Origin of the sequence: Pelomonas sp. Root1217, from assembly GCF_001425705.1 — a bacterium.
Lineage (GTDB): Bacteria > Pseudomonadota > Gammaproteobacteria > Burkholderiales > Burkholderiaceae_C > Pelomonas.
Genome location: NZ_LMDC01000012.1, coordinates 14162 through 32971, shown reverse-complemented (window position 1 = coordinate 32971; position 18810 = coordinate 14162). Strand labels below are relative to the sequence as shown.

General features: G+C 70.1%; 18 protein-coding genes. 13 read left to right on the top strand and 5 right to left on the bottom strand.

Annotated elements, in window-relative coordinates; genetic code table 11:
* Positions 1 to 62 precede the first annotated feature (62 nt).
* From ASC95_RS09060 to ASC95_RS09040, 5 genes are all read left to right on the top strand, one after another.
* On the top strand, positions 63 to 1394 hold the full coding sequence (locus ASC95_RS09060) for a DUF4397 domain-containing protein (RefSeq protein ID WP_162250747.1): 1332 nt from the start codon (positions 63 to 65) through the stop codon (positions 1392 to 1394).
* A gap of 83 nt (positions 1395 to 1477) precedes the next feature.
* Entirely contained in the window at positions 1478 to 2167 is a 690-nt protein-coding gene (locus ASC95_RS09055; protein WP_057297421.1) for a hypothetical protein, read from the top strand.
* A gap of 42 nt (positions 2168 to 2209) precedes the next feature.
* Positions 2210 to 4849 (top strand): DUF3857 domain-containing protein, encoded by a 2640-nt coding sequence (locus tag ASC95_RS09050; RefSeq protein ID WP_057297420.1) that lies wholly within the window; start codon positions 2210 to 2212, stop codon positions 4847 to 4849.
* A gap of 6 nt (positions 4850 to 4855) precedes the next feature.
* The gene (locus ASC95_RS09045) at positions 4856 to 5278 is read left to right on the top strand and encodes a DUF1801 domain-containing protein (RefSeq protein WP_057297419.1); all 423 of its coding nucleotides are present in this window, start codon (positions 4856 to 4858) and stop codon (positions 5276 to 5278) included.
* The gene (locus ASC95_RS09040) at positions 5275 to 5499 is read left to right on the top strand and encodes a cysteine-rich CWC family protein (RefSeq protein ID WP_057297418.1); all 225 of its coding nucleotides are present in this window, start codon (positions 5275 to 5277) and stop codon (positions 5497 to 5499) included. Before ASC95_RS09045 ends, ASC95_RS09040 begins: the two co-directional genes overlap by 4 nt.
* On the opposite strand, the gene ASC95_RS09035 is transcribed toward ASC95_RS09040, so the two are convergent.
* Positions 5463 to 5915: a nuclear transport factor 2 family protein gene (locus ASC95_RS09035; RefSeq protein ID WP_057297417.1), complete on the bottom strand. Its 453-nt coding sequence runs from the start codon at positions 5913 to 5915 to the stop codon at positions 5463 to 5465. The genes ASC95_RS09040 and ASC95_RS09035 overlap by 37 nt on opposite strands.
* Positions 5916 to 6086: 171 nt before the next feature.
* Here ASC95_RS09035 and ASC95_RS09030 point away from each other — a divergent pair, with 171 nt between their 5' ends.
* The 6 genes from ASC95_RS09030 to ASC95_RS09005 all read left to right on the top strand — a co-directional run bounded on the left by ASC95_RS09030 (position 6087) and on the right by ASC95_RS09005 (position 11466).
* On the top strand, positions 6087 to 6722 hold the full coding sequence (locus ASC95_RS09030) for a TetR/AcrR family transcriptional regulator (protein WP_235537850.1): 636 nt from the start codon (positions 6087 to 6089) through the stop codon (positions 6720 to 6722).
* A gap of 15 nt (positions 6723 to 6737) precedes the next feature.
* Complete coding sequence (locus tag ASC95_RS09025; RefSeq protein WP_057297416.1) at positions 6738 to 7613, top strand: DMT family transporter; 876 nt, start codon at positions 6738 to 6740, stop codon at positions 7611 to 7613.
* Positions 7610 to 9280, top strand: coding sequence for a long-chain-fatty-acid--CoA ligase (locus ASC95_RS09020; RefSeq protein WP_057297415.1), 1671 nt, complete (start codon positions 7610 to 7612; stop codon positions 9278 to 9280). The genes ASC95_RS09025 and ASC95_RS09020 overlap by 4 nt, the downstream gene beginning before the upstream one ends.
* 123 nt (positions 9281 to 9403) lie before the next feature.
* A complete protein-coding gene (locus ASC95_RS09015; protein ID WP_057297414.1) occupies positions 9404 to 10015 on the top strand; it encodes a class I SAM-dependent methyltransferase in 612 nt (203 codons plus the stop codon).
* A complete protein-coding gene (locus ASC95_RS09010) occupies positions 10012 to 10911 on the top strand; it encodes a DMT family transporter (protein ID WP_082567650.1) in 900 nt (299 codons plus the stop codon). The genes ASC95_RS09015 and ASC95_RS09010 overlap by 4 nt, the downstream gene beginning before the upstream one ends.
* The gene (locus ASC95_RS09005) at positions 10912 to 11466 is read left to right on the top strand and encodes an alpha/beta hydrolase (protein ID WP_057297413.1); all 555 of its coding nucleotides are present in this window, start codon (positions 10912 to 10914) and stop codon (positions 11464 to 11466) included.
* Between the two features lie 9 nt (positions 11467 to 11475).
* On the opposite strand, the gene ASC95_RS32340 is transcribed toward ASC95_RS09005, so the two are convergent.
* Genes ASC95_RS32340 through ASC95_RS08990 form a run of 3 tightly spaced genes read right to left on the bottom strand, consistent with a single transcriptional unit; the run spans position 11476 to position 15225 of the window.
* Positions 11476 to 12201, bottom strand: a complete 726-nt coding sequence (locus ASC95_RS32340) for a LuxR C-terminal-related transcriptional regulator (RefSeq protein ID WP_082567649.1) — start codon at positions 12199 to 12201, stop codon at positions 11476 to 11478.
* Positions 12096 to 14405 carry an AAA family ATPase gene (locus ASC95_RS08995; protein ID WP_162250746.1) on the bottom strand — a complete coding sequence of 770 codons (2310 nt, stop codon included), beginning with the start codon at positions 14403 to 14405 and terminating at the stop codon, positions 12096 to 12098. The genes ASC95_RS32340 and ASC95_RS08995 overlap by 106 nt, the downstream gene beginning before the upstream one ends.
* Positions 14406 to 14454: 49 nt before the next feature.
* A complete protein-coding gene (locus ASC95_RS08990) occupies positions 14455 to 15225 on the bottom strand; it encodes an SDR family NAD(P)-dependent oxidoreductase (protein ID WP_057297410.1) in 771 nt (256 codons plus the stop codon).
* 235 nt (positions 15226 to 15460) lie between these two features.
* On the opposite strand from ASC95_RS08990, the gene ASC95_RS08985 reads away from it, so the two are divergent.
* Together ASC95_RS08985 and ASC95_RS08980 are read left to right on the top strand one after the other, a co-directional pair.
* A complete protein-coding gene (locus tag ASC95_RS08985; RefSeq protein WP_057298296.1) occupies positions 15461 to 16363 on the top strand; it encodes an AraC family transcriptional regulator in 903 nt (300 codons plus the stop codon).
* Positions 16364 to 16468: 105 nt separating this feature from the next.
* Positions 16469 to 18187 carry a hybrid sensor histidine kinase/response regulator gene (locus ASC95_RS08980; protein ID WP_162250745.1) on the top strand — a complete coding sequence of 573 codons (1719 nt, stop codon included), beginning with the start codon at positions 16469 to 16471 and terminating at the stop codon, positions 18185 to 18187.
* Here the strand turns inward: ASC95_RS08980 and ASC95_RS08975 are convergent.
* Positions 18173 to 18799: a response regulator transcription factor gene (locus tag ASC95_RS08975; protein WP_082567647.1), complete on the bottom strand. Its 627-nt coding sequence runs from the start codon at positions 18797 to 18799 to the stop codon at positions 18173 to 18175. The two genes, ASC95_RS08980 and ASC95_RS08975, sit on opposite strands and share 15 nt — an antisense overlap.
* Positions 18800 to 18810 lie beyond the last annotated feature (11 nt).

Genomic DNA, 18810 nt, shown 5'->3' with positions numbered 1-18810 from the left:
CGTTCTTGGCCGCACTCCTGTCGATGAGTGCCCGGCGGTTTGGTTTTTTCGGAGAGTTCTCGATGCGATTCACCCCCTGGGCCACCCGGCTGGTCCTGACGCTGAGCCTGTCGGCCACTGCCTTCCTGACTGCTTGCGGCAGCGGCGGCGGCGGCGGCAGCGACACAAAGGTTCGCCTGCTCAATGCCACCCGCTCCTATGCGTCGCTGGATCTGTCGGTCGACGACAAGACCATCAACTCGAAGGTGGCCTACGCCTCCGTTGGCGACTACGCCACCGTGAACACCAGTGCCACCGCGGTTCGGGTACTCACCAGCGACGTGGGCACCAGCATCTCGGCCACGGCGGTGCCATCGGCTGCCGGCAGCAATTACACCTACATCACCTACGGCTTCGCTGGCGCCATTCGCACCACGTTGCTGCAAGAAAACCAGGATGCACCCGAGGCCAACAAGGCCAAGCTGCTGGTCCTGAACCTCGCCCCCGATGCCGGCGCCCTTGACGTCTACCTGACGACGGCCGCCGATTGCTCGCTGGCTGCGGACACCGCGCTGACGACCAACCTGCAGGGCGGCTCGGGCAGCGGCTACATCCAGGTCAACTCCGGCACTTTCCGCGTCTGCGTCACCGGCTACGGCAGGCGCACCGACCTGCGCTTGAACATACCCGCTGTCACGCTCGACTCGGCCAGCGTGAACTCGCTGATCCTGGTCGCCTCCGAAGGTGGCGTGCTGGTCAACGGCATCACCGCGGTTCAGAAGGGTGCAGTGAAGAACTTTGCCAACACCCAAGCCCGCGTGCGCACCGTTGCCGCCCTCGCCAATGCCGGCACGGTCAGCTCGTCAATCAACAACCAGCCGCTGTTCACCGCAGCCATCAGCCCGCTGATCGGCGACTACGTGACGACTGCGTCCGGCGCCAGCACGCTGACCGCGCAGGTCAACGGCGTCGACAAGACCTTCACCGCGCCCGCGCTGACCGCCGGCCACGACTACACGTTGCTGGTTTGGGGTGACCCGGCCGCTCCCAAGCTGGTCACGCTGGACGACGACAATCGCCTGCCCACCGGCGCCGCCGGCTCCGGGGATGTGAAGATCCGCGTCGTCAACGCGCTGCCCACCTCAGGCCTGGGCCTGAACGTCGGCTTCGGTGCCATCGCCTCCAACGTGGCGTCCGGCACCGTGTCTGCCACCAACACGACCGGTTCTTCGGCCAGCATCCAGGTTGACGTGACCATCCCCACCTCGGCGCTGCCGATCTACACCCACTCCACGCTGGCCCTGCCGACCGGCAGTGTCTGGACCTTCTTTGCTGTGCCCACCACAGCCACCGTTGCGACGACCAACTCGCCCGTGCCAGGCATGACTGCCCTGCCCAAGCGCGAGCGCCCGTAAGCATCCAGCGCCTCGGCAAAGCCCCCGTGCCCACCGGCCGGGGGCTTTTTCCGTTCCGGCGCGACGAAGATGATGATGCCCGCATGCCCGCCCCCACCCGCCTCCACCTGCAGCGCCTGCGCCAGCTCTGGCGCAGCGCCGGCTGGCCCAGCCAGGACCTCGTCGAGGTCGAGCTGCTCGCGGCGGGCTGGGTCGAGCGCCTGCAGGAGCCGGGCGGCCGCGAGCGGCTGCGTGTGACCGACGCCGGCGTCGGGCTGATCGCCGATTCACTGAGCCGCAACCGCACCGCCCGCGACGCCCATGAGACCCTGGTCGAACGGGTTGCCACCGAGATGCAGCGCGCCGGCCGCATTGCCTGGCGCGGCCTGACGCTGCGCGCAGGCCTGCCCGGCGAAGAGGGCAAGACGCTCTGGGTCAACGCCATGCCCGACGTCTATTCGATCCGCCACAGCACGGTGGAGGACTACCTCGAGCCGGCCATCCACGAGATCAAGGTCAGCCGTGCCGACCTGCTCGGCGAGCTGCGCCGCCCGACCAAGTCCGCCGCCTACCGCGCCCTGTGCGGCCAGTGCTGGTTCGTCATCAAGGCAGGCATCGCGACGCCCGAGGAGATCCCGCCCGACTACGGCGTGCTGATCGGTCATGGCAGCCACCTCGAGCTGGCGCGGCCGGCGCCCAAGCGCGCCTGCAAGCCCGACTTCGCAACCTGGATGGCGCTGGCCCGTGCCACGCCGCTGGTGCCACCCGAAGACCCGCAGTCCGAGCTCGCCTGAGAAGCTGCCGATAATCGCCGCGCCAGAACATAGGGAGGCGCCATGATGCGCACATGGAGGGAGAGGCTGGCCGGCGCCTGCCTGCTGTGGGGGCTGCTGGCCGCGGGCGTGCATGCCGCGGATGCGGTGCCACTCAAGGGCTTGAGCTATGCGCCGCCACCGGCTTGGGTGGACGCCCAGGTCGTGCCGCTGGACGCCGCCGCGCCAGCCGAAGGGCTGAGCCAGGGCCGGCACTATCTGCTGGCGGACGAGCAGGTCCGCGTCGCCGGCTCGACGCTGACGGACTACCACCACGTGGCCACCCGCGCGGTGAACGAACGCGGTGTCGAGGACATCGCCAATGTGCAGATCCGCTTCGACCCGAGCTACCAGACCCTCACCGTCCACCGCATCGAGGTGCGCCGCGCCGGTCGCGTCGTGTCGCGCGTGGCGCCGGGTGCGCTGAAGCTGCTGCAGCGCGAAGCCAGCCTGGAATCATTGATCTTCGACGGACGCCTGACGGCCCATGTCGCGCTGCACGACGTGCGCGTCGGCGACATCGTCGAGACCGTCTACAGCGTGCAGGGCAGCAACCCCGTCTTTGGCGGGCGCCGCTTCGGCAGCTTCGACTTCGACTGGGGCGTGCCGGTCGCCTACCGCCATGCACGGCTGCTCTGGCCGCAGGGCCGGCCGCTGCACTGGAAGCTGCACAACGGCGCCCAGGCCGCCAGCGTCACCGAAGCGAGCGGCGAGCTGGACCACCGCTGGCGGCTGCGCGAGGTGCCGGCGCGGCTGGTCGACGAGAACAGCCCTGGCTGGTACGACCCCTATGCGTGGGCGGAATGGGGCGAGTTCGAGGACTGGTCCGCCGTGGCCCGCTGGGCCCTGCCGCTTTACCGCCTGCCCGCCGGCCCGCTGCCCGCCGTCGACCGCGAGGTGGCCCGCATCGCGGCCACCACGGCCGACCCCGAGCAGCGCCTGCTGGCCGCCCTGCGCTTCGTGCAGCGCGAGGTGCGCTACCTCGGCATCGAGATGGGCACCAACTCGCACGCCCCCCATGCGCCCGAGCTGGTGCTGCAGCGCCGCTTCGGCGACTGCAAGGACAAGACCCTGCTCAGCCTCGCCCTACTGCGCGGCCTGGGCATCCCGGCACGCCCCGCCCTCGTCCACACCAGCCTGCGCCAGGCCACAGCCGAGCGTCTGCCCACGCCCTGGGCCTTCAACCATGTGCTGGTGCAGGCCGATCTGGGTGGACAGCGCGTCTGGCTGGACCCCACCCGCGCGCCTCAGGCGGGCAAGGGCGTCGCACAATGGGTACAGGCCGATTTCGGCCGCGCCCTGCTCGTGGACGCCGACACGCGCGAACTCGTGCCCATGGCCGGCCTCGAGGCGCGCGCCCTCAAGCGCGAACTGCATGCCGTGCTGGATGCCAGCACCGGCTTCGACAAGCCCGCCACCCTGACCGTGACGACACGCACCCAGGGTGAAGCCGCCGAAGTGCTGCGCGACGCCCTGGCCACCACCGCCCGCCAGGACCTGCAAAAGCAATACCTCGACTTCTACGCTGCAAGCTACCCTGGCCTGACGGTGGACCAGCCCTTCACCACCCGTGACGATCTCGACGCCAACACGCTGGAGCTGGTCGAGCACTACCGCATGCCCAGCTACTGGGTGCGCAACGACAAGCTGGCCCGTTGGACCGGCGAGCTCGAGGTGCCCGATCTGCACGAGTGGCTGCGCCGCCCCAAGGGCCTGAACCGCCAGGGCCCGCTGGCGCTGCGCCACCCGGTGGACTTCAAGCTCGTCAGCGAGTTCCGCCTGCCGCAGACCTGGGACATCAAGCCCGACAACGTGCTCGTCGAGGACCCCGCCTTCACGCTGCGACGCGAGGAATCCTGGCGTGACCGCAACACCATCGTGCTGACCGACCGCTACGAAACCCGGGCCGACCATGTCGATGCCTCGGGCATGCAGCGCTACGTCGCCCAGCTCGACAAGGCGCGCACCGGCGTCAGCTACAACCTCTATCACCAGGACGCCGCCGTTCCCGCCCCCGCCACCCTGGGTGGCGACTCCCCGCACTGGCTGCCGCTGGTCGTCGGCCTGCTGGCGCTGAGCGGCCTGGGCGTGCTGACGCGCCGCCTCTACCTCTGGGATCCCCAGCCCGCGGCGCTGCCGCCCTGGGGCCATGCGATCGACGGGCTGGGCGGCTGGCTCTGGCTGCCGCTGATCGGTCTTGCCGCGACGCTCTTCACCACCGGCAAGACTCTCCTCGCCGCCCTGCCGGCTCTGACCGTGCAGGCCTGGAGCGGCTTGACCCTGTCGTCCTCGCCGACCTACCACGCGCTGTGGGCGCCATTGCTGCTGGCCGAACTCGTCGCCAACCTGACCATCATGGCTGGCGCCCTGCTGCTGCTCGTGCTGATGCTGAAGCGGCGCAGCAATATGCCGCGGATCTACATCGGCTGGATGCTGTTCGTGGCCATCGTCACCCTTGGCGACGCGTTGGCCTCGCAGATCATCCCGACGCTGAGCGAGCAATGGACGGCCAAGGACGCCGGCGCCGCAGTGCGCACCTGGCTATCCGCCTGGATCTGGATCGCGTATTTCCGGCGCTCCGACCGCGTGCGCCGCACCTTCATGCGGCGGCTGGGCCATGGCCAGGCCAGCGCCGCACAATCGGGCTCAGCCAGTCCTGCCTGAGCCCTCATGGCCACCGCCGCCAACAAGACCGTCCCGACCGACGCCGATGTCGAGGCCCACTTCGCCGCCCAGCCCGAAGTGCGGGCGGCCGACTGCCGGGCGCTTGCTGCGCTGATGCAGCGCGCCAGCGGCCACCGGCCGGTGATGTGGGGCCGCATGGTCGGCTTCGGCCGCCACCACTACGTCTATGACAGTGGCGGCGAGGGCGACATCTTCGAGATCGGCTTCGCCAGCGGCGCGGGCGGCAAGGGCGACATCAGCCTCTACTTCAACACCGGCTGCATTCCCGCCGAGCGCGCGGCCCTGCTCGCGCGCCTGGGCAAGCATCGCCATGGCAAGGGCTGTGTCTACGTCAAGCGCCTGGCCGACGTGGACCTCGGCGTGCTGGAAGAACTCTGCGCAACGGCACTCAAGGAGAAGCGTTCATGAACGGCCCGATGCTCGACATCAGCTGCCCGCGTTGCGGCGGTGGCTTCGAGTGCGGCGTCAATGCCGGCCATTGCGCCTGCTTCGGCATCCGCCTGACCGAGAGGCTGCGGGTGCAGCTGGCCGAGCAGTACAGCGGCTGCCTTTGCCTGCCCTGCCTGCGTGGGCTGATCGAGGCCGACGCGCGTCAGCCCGTGATCGGTTCAGCCAAGGCCTCGGGCTGACCCGCTGCGGCGACCTCTGCCAGATAGCCCGCCAGCCGGGCGGTGTCGCAGTGCACCGTCAACGCGCTGACGCGGCCCCAGCGCAGCTCGAATTCATGCATGCCGCGGTTGTGACCCTCGCGGCCGCCCGGCAGCTGGAAGCAGTCGCGCCAGGCGACGACGGCGCGCGTGCGCCATGGCCAGCCGCTGACCCAGACGCCATCGATCTGGAAGTGCAGGCCCGGCAGCAGGCGTTGCAGCCGCGCATACCAGCGCGTGGTCGCGTCCAAGTCGCGGCGCTCACCGCCCAACGCGTGCGCGCCGACCATGCTGTGGCAATGCCGCGCCGCAAACTGGCCCGGGATGCCTGCATAGCGTCCCGCGTTCAGCGCCTCAAAGGCGTTCAGCAGCTTGCGTTTGACGATGGCGTGATACATGGCCGCCCTCCTTCAAGAGGCCGTCAAGTCGCGCGCACGTCGCACGATCTTGACGATGTAAAGATAGAAGGTAGTATCTCCCCGGATCTTGCCGGTGGCAAGATGTGCTGCATGACCAAGGCAGCGCCGAAACGGAAGACCGCTCAGACTGATGAAGCCAAGCCGGCGCGCGTGCCACGGGTCCCGCAGGCGGCAGATCGCCCCCCGCGTCCGCGCGCCAAGGCGGCCGGTGTCTATCACCACGGTGAGCTGCGCGAGGCGCTGCTGGACGCGGCCGAGGCCCTGCTGGCCCAGCGCGGCGCGGCGGCGCTGAGCCTGCGCGACGTGGCCCGTGGCGCCGGCGTGTCGCACGCGGCGCCCTATCACCACTTCGCCGGCCTGCCGGAGCTGCTGGCCACGCTGGCCGAGCGCAGCTTCCAGCAGCTGGGTGCGGCCATGCAGGCGCGCGTCGACGCCCACCCGGCCGATGCGCGCGAGCAGCTTTTGGCCATCGCCGCCGCCTATGTCGACTTCGCGCGGCGCCGGCCGGCGCGCTTTCGCCTCATGTTCGGCCCCGTGCTCGCGTCGCGCCAGCAGCACCCGGGCCTGGATCGCGCGGCGGAGGCGTCGTTCCGCGTGCTGCTGGACGCAGCCACCCGCTTCGACGCGTCGGCTGGCCCGCTGATCGCGCTGACGGGATGGAGCCTGGCCCATGGCCTGTCACATCTGAGCCTGGACGAGGCCTTCGCCGGCCTGCCTTTGCCCGGCCCGCTCCCGGAGCCGGTGGAACTGATGAGACTGATGTGTGCAAAGGTCTTGGCGGGTTAGGCATGATGCCGCCTCATGTCCGCCCTCGACCGCCTCGCCCCACCCCTCTTCATCTTCATCTGGGCCACCGGCTACATCGTCGCCAAGCTGGCCGCGCCCTATGCCGATCCGCTGACCTTCCTGAGCTGGCGCTATGCCGGCGTGGTCGCGCTGATGCTGGGCCTGGCTTTTGCCGCGCGCGCGCCCTGGCCGTCGCGCCGCGACATGGCCCACCTGGCCATCGCCGGCCTGGGCATCCAGGCGCTTTACCTCGGCGGCGTCTGGGTCTCCATCCGCCAGGGCCTGCCGGCTGGCACGGCGGCGCTGATCGTCAACCTGCAGCCGGTGCTGGTGGCGGCAGCAGCGCCGCTGATTGGCGAGCGTGTGGCGCCGCGGCAATGGGCGGGCGTGGCCTTGGGGCTGGCCGGCGTCGTCCTCGTCATCTGGCACAAGCTCAACCTGGGCACGAGCTACGGCCCGCCGCTGCTGCTGTGCCTGATGGCCCTGCTCGCCATCACCGGCGGCACGCTGTACCAGAAGCGCTTCGTGCCCAACTTCGACCTGCGCACCGGTCAGGTCGTGCAGTTCGTGGCGGCTCTGGCCGTCACCTGGCCCCTGGCCTGGTGGCTGGAGCCTATGCGCGTCGAGTGGAATGCCCATGTTCTCGTCGCGATGGCCTGGAGCATCCTGGTGCTGACGGCCGGCGGCATCAGCCTGATGTTCTACATGCTGCGCCATGGCCGCGTGACGGCCGTGTCAAGCACCATGTATCTGGTGCCCTCTGTCACCTCGGTGATGGCGTGGTTGCTGTTCGGCGAGACACTCGGCGCACAAGCCATCGCCGGCATGGGTGTGACGCTGCTCGGCGTCTACCTCGTCGTCGCGCAGAGGAAAACGGAGACGCCCGCATGACCCCCCGAGCACATCACAAGTTCTGGCCCGTCCGTGTGGCCCGTGCCATCGAGCCGCCAGCGACGGCGCTGCCCGACAACCTGCTGGTCAGTGCACGCCGCTTCCCGCATCGGCCAGCGCTGGTCTTCCTGGGCCAGGTGACCACCTATGCCGAACTGGCCGCCCAGGTGGCGCGGCTGGCCGCCTGGCTGGCCGAGCGGGGTGTCAAGCGGGGTGACCGGGTGCTGGTCGGCCTGCAGAACTGCCCCCAGCTCGTCATCGCGCATTACGCCGTGTTGAGCGCGAACGCCGTCGTCGTGCCGGTCAACCCGATGAACAAGGCGGCGGAGATCAAGCACCTGATCGAGGACAGCGGCGCCGTGCTCGCCATCACCAGCGCCGACCTCAGCGCCGAATGGCTGTCGGCCGGCATGGCTGCGCAAGACCTGCTCGTCACGCGCCTGGCGGAGGTGCTGCCCGATGGCCATTCCGATGGCGCCGGTCTCCCCACCGGTTGGGCCGACTGGCTCAACACCGATATAGCCCTGCCCGCAGGCACTACGGCCTGGGCCGACGCGCTCGCCTGCACGGCCGCTCCGCCGGCGCTGGAGGTGGGCGCCGACGATCTCGCCCTGCTGCCCTACACCAGCGGCACGACGGGCCACCCCAAGGGCTGCATGCACAAGCACCGCAGCCTGCAGCACAACATCTTTGCCGGCGGCCTGTGGGCCAACGTCAGCCACGAGGACGTGGTGCTCGGCGTCGTGCCGATGTTCCACATCACCGGCATGGTCGTCATCATGCACGGCACGCTGGCAGCCGGCGCCTGCCTGGTGCTGATGCCGCGCTGGCAGCGCGAGTACGCTGCCCGCCTCATCAAAGAGCACCGCGTCACGCGCTGGACCAACATCCCCACCATGGTCATCGACCTGCTGGCCAGCCCGTACGTGGACAGCTTCGACCTGAGCAGCATGGTCACCATCGGCGGCGGCGGCGCATCCATGCCGCAGGCGATTGCCGAGCGGCTGTGGCAACGCTGGGGCTTGCGCTACATGGAAGGTTACGGCCTGACCGAAACGGCCGCACCCAGCCACAGCAACCCCTACGATTCGCCCAAGCAGCAATGCCTGGGCGTGCCCTACATCAGCTGCGACTCGCGCATCGTCGACCCCGACACGCTCAAGGAGCTGCCGCCCGGTGAGGCCGGCGAAATCATCGTGCATGGCCCCATGGTCTTCGACGGTTACTGGCGCCGCCCCGACGCGACCGCGGCCGCCTTCATCGACTTCGAAGGCAAGCGCTTCTTTCGCACCGGCGACATCGGCTATGCCGACGCCGACGGCTACTTCTTCATGACCGACCGCCTCAAGCGCATGATCAATGCGAGCGGCTTCAAGGTCTGGCCGAGCGAGGTCGAGAACCTCATGCACGCTCACCCGGGCATCGCCGAAGCCTGCATCATCTCGGCGCCCGATGCCTACCGCGGCGAGACCGTCAAGGCGGTGGTCGTCAAGCGTGCCGGGCATGAGGCGCTGACGGCCGACGAGCTGCGCGACTGGTGCCGCGCCAACATGGCCGCCTACAAGGTGCCGGCGCTGATCGAGTTCGTGGACGGCCTGCCCAAGAGCGGCGCGGGCAAGATCATGTGGCGCGCGTTGCAGGAGCGGGAGAAGGCGCTGGGCGGTTGACCGGTTCCGGCGGCAGGGGCTTTTGCCTAGTGCTCGCGGCAGCGGCGCCTAGGCATTTCGCACCATGAGCGTTGCCATGCCTTAGACCCAGACTGAAGGGCATCGATCACTGAAGAGGAAGCGATGCCCAAGCCGACCGCAAGCGCCGTGGCGAACACGCGGCGTACCGTGCAGTGCTACGAAGCGTATGCGCGCCAGTACGACTCGCTCGTTGACGCCGAGCGCCCGCTGCACATCCGGGAGGCGCTGCTGCGCCTGGTGCAGTGCTTGCCGCCCGGCGGGTCGGTGCTGGAGATCGGTTCCGGTCCGGGGCGCGATGCGGACTTCGTCGAGTCGCTCGGCGCGGTCGTCCGGCGCAGCGACGCCACGCAAGCCTTCCTGGACCTGATGGCCGAGCGCGGCCACGCGGCCGACCTGTTGAACGTCATCACCGACGACCTCGGCGGCCCCTATGACGGCGTGCTTGCCATGGGCGTGCTGATCTACGTCGACCGCGAGCAGATCGACGCCGTGCTGCGCAAGATCCACGCAGCCCTGAGGCCCGGCGGGGCCTTCCTGGTCGCGATGCGCGAGGGCGAAGGCGAGACGGATGGCGATTGGCACACCGTGTGCTGGACCGGTGAGCGCTTCACCGCGCGGCTCGCCGCGGCCGGTCTGTCGGTGGCGTGGCAGGCCCAGAGCGTCGGCGGCGACGGCAACGACTGGGTCACTTTCCTGGCCAGGAGGGCGTCATGAGCCGGCGCGGCCTCGCCCTCTTCATCATGCTCAGCGTGCTCTGGGGCATGCCCTACCTGCTGATCAAGGTGGCCGTCGCGGAGGTGCCGGTGCCCTTCATCGTCTTTGCCCGCACGGCGCTGGGGGCGGCGGTGCTGCTGCCGTTCGCGCTGCGTGGTGCCGGCATGGCGGCGCTGCGGGTGCATTGGCGCCCCATCCTTGCCTTCGCGGTCGTCGAGATGATCGTTCCCCAGGGCTTGATCGTGCGTGGCGAGCTGCACATCAGCAGTTCGATGGCCGGCTTGCTGGTGGCGGCCACGCCCATCATCACGGTGGCGCTGAATCGAATGCGCCGCGATCACGACCGCCTCGGTGCAGGCCGCCTCGCCGGCCTGCTGTGCGGGCTTGCGGGCGTTGCGGTGTTGGCGCTGCCGGCACTCGGCGGTGATCGGCTGTCCGTGCTCGAGGTGCTGCTCGCCGCCGCCTGCTATGCGGGCGGTTCGATGATCGCGGCGCGCTGGCTCGGCGATGCGCCTGCGATCCCGATGACGACGGCATGCCTTGCCATCACGGCGCTGGCCTATCTGGTCCCGGCCCTGGGCAGCTGGCCCGCCGCCTGGCCCAGTACCCGGGCCACTGCCGCGATCGTCGCGCTGGGCATCGCCTGCACGGCCGTCGCCTTCGCGGCCTTCTTCCTGCTGATACGCGAGATCGGCTCGGAGCGCGCCGTCGTGATCACTTACGCGTCGCCGGCCGTGGCCGTCGCCGCCGGTGTGGCGCTGCTCGGCGAGCCGCTCGACGGCCGCATCCTCATCGCCTTCGCGCTGATCCTGTGCGGCTCCTGGCTGGCCACTTCACCGGGGCCGCAAGGCATTGCTAACCATCGATTGAGTCCCCTCAACCCAGGAGAAAAGTGAATGCAGAACCACGACATCTTGTTTGTGCAAGGCGCGGGCGAAGGCGCGCACGCCGAGGATCAGGCGCTTGCGACCTACGTGCAGAACACCCTCGCGCCCGGCCATGCGCTCAGGTACCCGAAGTTCTCCGGGCTGGAGAACGTGGTCTACAAGACCTGGAAGGACGAGATGGCTGCCGAGCTGAAAGCTGGCGGCGACCCGCGCATCGTGGTGGCGCACTCCCTGGGCGGCGCTGCGGTGCTGAAGTACCTGGCGCAAGAGCGCCGGGACCTGTCGCTGGCCGGGCTGTTCCTCATCGCCACGCCCTACAAATGCGCCGATGGCGAATGGGGTGGCGACGACTTCGCGCTGCCCGTCGATTTCGCCGCGACCGTGCCCAGCATGGGCGTGATCGTGCTGTATCACAGCGCGGACGACGAATGGGTTCCCTTCTCGCACCTAGCCCGGTGGGCCGAAAAACTCCCGGGCGCGACCTCACGGGCCTTCACCGATCGCGGCCATTCCTTCTCTGCCAAGGCATTCCCCGAACTGATCGCCGACATCAGGTCGCTGTAGCCGGCGGCCTCACACGGCGCTGACCAGGCCGAGCCGGTGCGCGGCCGCCGCAGCGGCTCCTCGCGACGGCACCTCGAGCTTGGCCAGGATGTTCGACACATGCACGCTCACCGTCTTCACGCTGATGAACAGCGCCGCGGCGATCTCCCGGTTCGAGCGGCCCTCGACCAGCAGCGCCAACACCTCGACTTCGCGCGCCGTCAGGCCCTGGGGCGAGGCTGACGGTGCGCCGCCCTCGTCCGGCCAGATCTCGACCCTGCCCCGGTTGGCCACGCTGTTGAGTTGCGCGCTCAAGGGTTCGGCGCCCAGTTGCCGCGCGAGCTGCGCCGCACGGCGCAGCGCTGCGGTGGCCGCGCCACGTTGACCGGCGGCAAGCCCGGCGGAGCCCTGTCGCATCAGTGCATAGACCAGCCATGGAAGGTTGCCAATTGCCTGCCAGGCCACGACCGCGGCGCCCCAGGCGACCACATCCGAAGCGCCGCCCAGGCGGCCACGCTCGGCCAGTGATGTCAGGGCGCAGGCCCGCTCCACCGGGCCTGGCTGGGCCAGAGGCACTGATGACTCCACGAGCAGATCGCGCAGCGCGTCGGCCCCGCCCGACTCGACGCAGACGCGCCACGCATGCGCAATCAACGGCCAGAGCAGCCGTGGCGGCAACCAGCCCCTGAGCGAGCCGATGCGAAGGCCGGCCTCGACGGCGGCGGCCATGTCGCCCTGAAGCAGGGCGATCGCCATTGACAGCTGGACCTGCGCGGCGGCGCGTCCTGCGGGCTCGCTTCGACGCCGGCCAAGACCTTCAACGCGCGCTCTGCCGGGGTCAGATCACCTCGGCCTGCCGCGATGAGGCCACTCACCTGCGACAACTGTGTGCTGCCCAGAGGCGACGGATCAAGTTCGCGAGCTTCTGCCATCAGTTCGATTGCGTCGTCCCAACGCCCAACGGCCATCAGCGCACGCGCAAGAAGCTGGGCGACTGACGCGCCCATATAGCGGGCCTGGCCGAGCTGGCGGGCCCGCTGCCATGCCGCGCTTGCCGCCTCGACGGCCGCTGCGTGCTCGCCGCGTGCATCGAGCAGATCGACCATCGCGACGCGGGCGATCATCTCTACGCGCCCTGATGCGCCGGCCTGCGCTTCACCCAAGGCGCGTTCAAGCCGCGTCATCGCGGCCATGTCGCCGACAGGCCGGGCGAGTGCACCGGACACCAGAGCCTCGACCGTCCACTCGGCCTCGCCAAGCCGCATCGCCAACTCGTCCAGCTCGTCCGCCAGCGCACCAATCTCGTCGGCGCGACCATGCTGGGCCAGCGCGCGGCAGATCTGGCCGAGCGCCGCCGCCCGCGTGCGCGTCGACCCGGGGGCGAGACGCAGCGCCTCGCGAAGGTCGCCCAGCTCGCCCTCATGCATGCCCTGCTGGCGCATCATGGCGCGCTCGAGCAGCAGTGCGGCGATGCGCTCGCCTTCGGTCGCGGGATCGAGTTCTGCGAGGCCGGCTTCGACGATGCGCTGCCCCCGTTCGGTCTCGACCGCCCAGCAGGCGGCGTCGGCTGCAGCCTCCAGCAGCTGTGCTCGGTCGATGCCTTGTGGGCGCTGCGCCGGCTCGACGCGGGGCCACAGGTCGAGAGCATGTTCGAGCATCGTCAACTGCTCGGCATAGGCCAGCCGGGCCGTGGCTTCTCGAGCGGCCCGCCAGGCCGCGTTGAGCGCCCGGGCGGGGTCGTCCGCCGCGCGCCAGTGCAGGGCGATGCTGGCCGCCACCCAGGCGTCTGCGCCCAGCGACGGGTCGGCCTCGAGGGCCTCGGCGTAGGCGCGATGCAGCCGCTGCCGTTCGCCGGGCAGCAGTTCGTCGCGGATCGCCTCCTGGATCAAGGCATGGCGGAAGGCGTAGCCATCGGCATCGGCTGCGATCACCACATGGGCCGCGATCGCGGCCCGAAGCGCAGCGTCCAGGCCGTCGGCACCCACGACGGCGACCAGCAACCGATGCCCAACGCGAAAGCCACCCACCGCCATCGCGCGAAGGCCTTCGCGAGCCCGCTCCGGCAACTCGTTCACCGCGCCGAGCAGCAGGTCGCGCAGCGAACCCATCAGCCTCGGCCGCACGGCGCCCGTCGGCGTGACCAGGGCCTCGGTGAACAGCGGCACGCCGCCGCCGCGAGCGTGGACGCCGTTGACAACATCAGGCGCCGGTTCATGGCCCAGCATCGCGGTCAGGTGCAGCGCCACATTGGCGCGCGACAGGCGTGGCAGCGCGAGCGTGGTCACGCCTTCGATCCTGGCCAGCTCCGCAAACCCGCCTCGAAGCGGGTGCGCCTCTGCCAGGGCCTCGGTACGGTAGGACGCGATCAGCAGCAACCGCGTGCCGTGCAGGTTGCGCGCCAGGTAGAGGAGCAGATCGCGCGTGGCACGATCGGCCCAATGCAGGTCTTCCAGCGCCAGCACCACCGGGGCCTGAGCGGCCAGGCGCTCGAGCAGCAGGCGCAAAGATTCGAACAGCCGCGAGCGCGCCATGCCGGGGTCGCCTTCCGACGGTGCCGGCCCCAGCTCAGGCAACAGCCGCGCCAGTTCGCGCGCGCCGGCATGCCCCACGAGCGTGACGATCTCGGCAACGCCGCGCAGCTGCACCAGGCGCCGCACGGCCGAGACGAAGGGCGCGAACGGCAGCCCCGGCTCGCCTTGCTCGACACACCAGCCGCTCAGGACCAGGGCCTGGCGGCCGAGGCGCTCCGTCGCTTCCCGGATCAGCCGGCTCTTGCCGCCACCACCCTCCGCGCTGATCACGACGGTGCGCACCGTTTCCGCGCAGGCGTCGGCGAACGCGTCCGCGAGCACATCCAGCTCGCTGTCGCGACCGACCATCAGGGGACTCAAGAGACGCTTCACGCTTTGGGAGGGACGGCCTGCCCAGGTCTCGGTTGTCGCGGGCGGCGCCGCGGCCATTATCCCGATGGTGTGTCCGAATACGGCGTCGAATGGTGCCCGTGCTGATTCATTGGTATTCCGAGACCAGCTCGTCGTCCCGGGACTTTTGCGTCGCGGGCTGGGCTGCCGGCCAGAGGGCTCGCAACCGTGACAGGGCCGCCGCTTCGTGCAGGCCTTCGGCGAGCAGGTGAGCCACGCTGGAGATGAACTCGGCCCGGGGCACGCCGTGGGGTCGGGACGCATGCGCCGGGCTCATGCGCTCCGCGCGTGACGGGAGGGCGACGTCGGTCACGTCGATGCAGGCGCTGGCCCAGCGCTTTCTGACCGACATGGCGCAGGCAGGCCGGCCGGCCTCGATGACCAGGCCGTCCACGAGCCTTCCTCGCTGAACGTTCGGCAGCGCCAGCATCGGTCCTGCGGCCACGTTCAGAACCGAGCTGTGGGCTCGCTTGCGAAAGTGGGGCAACAGCGCGCCGGTCAGCTGCTGCATGCCCAGCTGATGGGCTTCCAGCTTCTCGCCGCTGTCGTCAGCGTCGAGCAGCACATGCAAGCCCGGCAGATCCCTCATCGGAAAAGCGATCGAGATGTTGACAAGCATGTTCAGCCTCGGCCAGGTCGCGGCGACTTGTTCGCAGAAGCCGGCGACGCCCCAGGGGTTGGTCAGATCCAGGTCGATGGCGCGCATGCGGGGACTGGCGCGCGCGGCGGCCTGCGCGGCGCCAGGCTCGCCGCCGAAGAGGATGACCTCGTTGCCCAGCCGGCACAGCAATTCGGCCAGGCCGCGGCCGATGCCGCGGGTGCCGCCGGCGACGAGGATGGTGTTGCCTTGCATCGTCATGTGGACCTCCTTGCGCGAAGGCCCGCATTGAATCGGCCGGCGCCCATTTCGAGCAGTCGATTCCGGTCATGTGATTGCACGATTCGCCCATCGTGAGGTTGCCGCAGAACGAGCGCGCCTTCGGCCCCAGGGGCGATAGCCCAAAACCACCAAGCTGTTGCACGATTCGCTCAATCCGGCCAGGATCGTGCACCCGCATCTTGAGCGGGCCGGGCGCAGCGGTTACGGTGACGGCATGGGTTCATTGGAAGAATTGCGGCAGCTCATCCAGCGCCACGCCGCCCCCGTGGGCGAGCGCCGCGCGGGTGAGGTTTTCGCGGGCTCGGTGGAGGCGCCCACCGAGGTGGTCCATCACGTGATGGAGCCGACCTTCGTGCTCGTCGCGCAGGGTGCCAAGCGCGCCATGCTGGGCGATGAGGTGTTCGAGTACGGCCAGGGCCAGTTCCTTGTCGTGGGCGTGGAGCTGCCCATCGCGGGCTGTGTCATCGAAGCCAGCCCCGAGAAGCCTTATCTCGGCGCCGGCATGACGCTGAGCGTGGCGACCATCTCCTCGCTGCTGCTGGAGATGGGGCCTGCGGCGGCTGCGGCGGAGCCTGCCGGTTACGCCGTCAGCGATGCCCCGGAAGACCTCGTCGACACCCTGGTGCGCCTGCTGCGGCTGAAGGACTCGCCGCGCGACGCAGCCGTGTTAGGCCCGCTGGTGGAGCGCGAGCTGGTGTGGCGGCTGCTGCACGGCGCACAGGGCGCCATGGTGCGGCAGATCGGCCTGGCCGACAGCCGGCTGTCGCAGATCGGGCGGGCCATCCGCTTCATCCGCAGCCATCACGCCGAAGCCATTTCCATCCCGATGCTGGCCGACATGGTGGCCATGAGCGAGTCGTCCTTTCACCGCCACTTCCGCGGCGCGACGACCATGAGCCCGTTGCAATACCAGAAGCTGATCCGGCTGCAGGAGGCGCGGGCACGCATCCTGGCGGACGCCGGCGACGTGGCGGCTATCGGCTACAGCGTCGGCTACGACAGCCCCTCGCAGTTCAGCCGCGAGTACAGCCGCTTGTTCGGCGCGCCGCCCGGGCGGGACAAGCTGCGGCTGGGGCTGCGGGCGATGGGCGCGGGTGCGGGATCGCTGCCCGCCTGAAGCGACCGTCTTTCTCAACACACGCCCGGGGATTGCAGTCGTCGCCCCGGGCCCTATCCGTTCGGAGGGCTGGCAACGTGCGCGCCGCTGGGCATGATGCGGGGCATGCTGCCCCACCCCCAGGACGAACGTACGCGCCGCGCGATGCTGCTGTTGTTCTACGCCCAGAGCGGCGTGAGCCTGGTGGCGGCGGCGCTGCTGGTGCTGCTGCATGTGGGCACGCAGATCGACCGGGTGGCGCTGCCGGCGCTGCTGACCTGGGGCGCGGCGTTTGCAGCGCTGATCGTGCTGCGCATGCTGTGGAAGCGCCAGGTGGCGCAGTTGCCCGAGGCCGCGGACCCCGCACCGTGGGAGCGCCGCGCCGAGCTGGGCGCACTGCTCACCGGTGGGCTCTGGGCGCTGGCGCTGGTGATGGCATTTGACGCACGGCAGGGCGCCACACAGATGTATGCCGGCATGCTGGCCTGCGTCACCTGCGTGGCCAGCATCAACGTGATGGCGCCGCAACCGCGCGCCTTCGTGATGCTGCTCGGGCCCGTCGCCGTGGCATTGATCGCGCTCTTCCTGTCGCTCGGCAGCTGGGGCGGCGCCTACAACGCCTTGCTGGTGCTGTCGGCCGTGGCCCTGGCGATGGCCTTGACGCTGCGCCACACCCGGCTGCTGCGCGAGAGCCACGCGCTGCGCTTCGAGCGCGAGGCCTTGCTGGCCCAGGCCCAGGCGGCGCGCGAAGCGCAGACGCGCTTCCTGGCCGCCGCCAGCCATGATCTGCGCCAGCCCGTGCATGCGTTGGGCCTGCTGGCCGCACAGGCCGCGCACGAGCTGCAGGGCCGGCGTGCAGCGCAGACGGCGGAGCAGCTGCAGGCCATGGCGCAGGCGCTTGACGGGCTGGTGGAGAACCTGCTCGACGTGTCGCGCCTGGACAGCGGCGCACTGCAGCCGCAGTGCCGCTCGCTGCCGCTGCAGCCCCTGTTCGAGCGCCTCTCCACCGAATACGCCGTGCTGGCCGAAGCCAAGGGCTTGCAGTGGCGGCTGCGCCCGACCCCGCTGTGGGTGCGCAGCGACGCGCAGCAGCTCGAACGCCTGCTGCGCAACCTGCTGTCCAACGCGCTCACGCACACCTTGCATGGCGGCGTGCTGCTGGCGGCGCGGCGGCGCGGCGGCCGTGTGCAGATTGCCGTCTGGGACACCGGCCCGGGTATCGCGCCCGAGCACCACGAGCGCATCTTTCAGGAGTTCGTGCAGCTCGCCAACCCGGGGCGCGACCGGCGCCGGGGCCACGGCCTGGGCCTGGCCATCGTCGCGCGGCTGGCCCGGCTGCTGGACCACCCCGTGGACCTGCGCAGCCGCCTGGGGCACGGCAGCTGCTTCGCCGTGAGCCTGCCCGAGGATGAGCCCCGCCTGCTGACCGAGCCTCGCACCGTACCGCAGGGCCAGCCGCTGCAGGGCCGCTGCGTGGCGCTGGTGGAGGACGACGAAGCGGTGCGCGAGGCCACGGTGACGTTGCTGCGCACCTGGGGCTGCGAGGTCTGGGCCGAAGCTGCGGTGGCGCCGCTGCTGGCGCGCCTGCGCGCGGCCGGTGCCCGGCCGCAGCGCCTCATCAGCGACTGGCGGCTCGCGGAAGGCGACGGGCTGAGTGCCATCGAGGCCTTGCGCGAGGCCTTCGGCGACAGGCTGCCCGCCCTGCTGATCAGCGGCGAGACCCTGCCGATGAGCGCGAAGGCCCTGCGTGCATTGCGCGTGCAGCCGGCGCGCAAGCCACTGCCGGCGGCGGCGCTGCGCGCCTGGCTCAGCGCGCCCTCGGAACCGCCTTCAGAAGCGCATTGACGCCAGCCGCGCCTGCCCGGCCAGTGCGGCTTCGGCGCGGTTGCGCACGCGCAGGATGCGAAAGATCGTCACCAGATGACCCTTGACCGTCGGCTCGCCCATGCCCAGCTCCCGTGCGATCTCCTTGTTGCTACGGCCCTTCACGAGTTCCGCCAGCACCTCGGCCTGACGCTGCGTGAGCGCCTCTTCAGGCAGCTCGGCGCTGCGCTGCAGCAGGAAGGGCGGCAGGTAGCAGCCGCCGGCCAGCACCAGCTCCAGCGCGCCGAACAGTACACCCACGTCGGCGCTCTTGGGAAGCCAGCCAGCGGCGCCCTCGTCGAGGGCGCGCATGGCCAGCAGCGGGTCGCTGTCGGCCGACATCAGCAGCACCGGCAGCAGCGGCCACTCGGCGCGCAGCTGCTGGAGGGCCTGCAACGGCGCGAGTCCAGGCAGGTGCACGTCGAGCACGACGAGGGCCACGTCGGGCCGGCGTGCCAGCAGTGCTTGCGCGGCGGGCAGGCTGTCGGCTTCGCTCACCTCGCAGCCCTCGCGCTGCGTGCGCAGCAGCTGCGCCATGCCGACCCGAACGACAGGGTGGTCGTCGACGATAAGGAGGTGCAATGGCGCGGTCATGCCGCGCCATC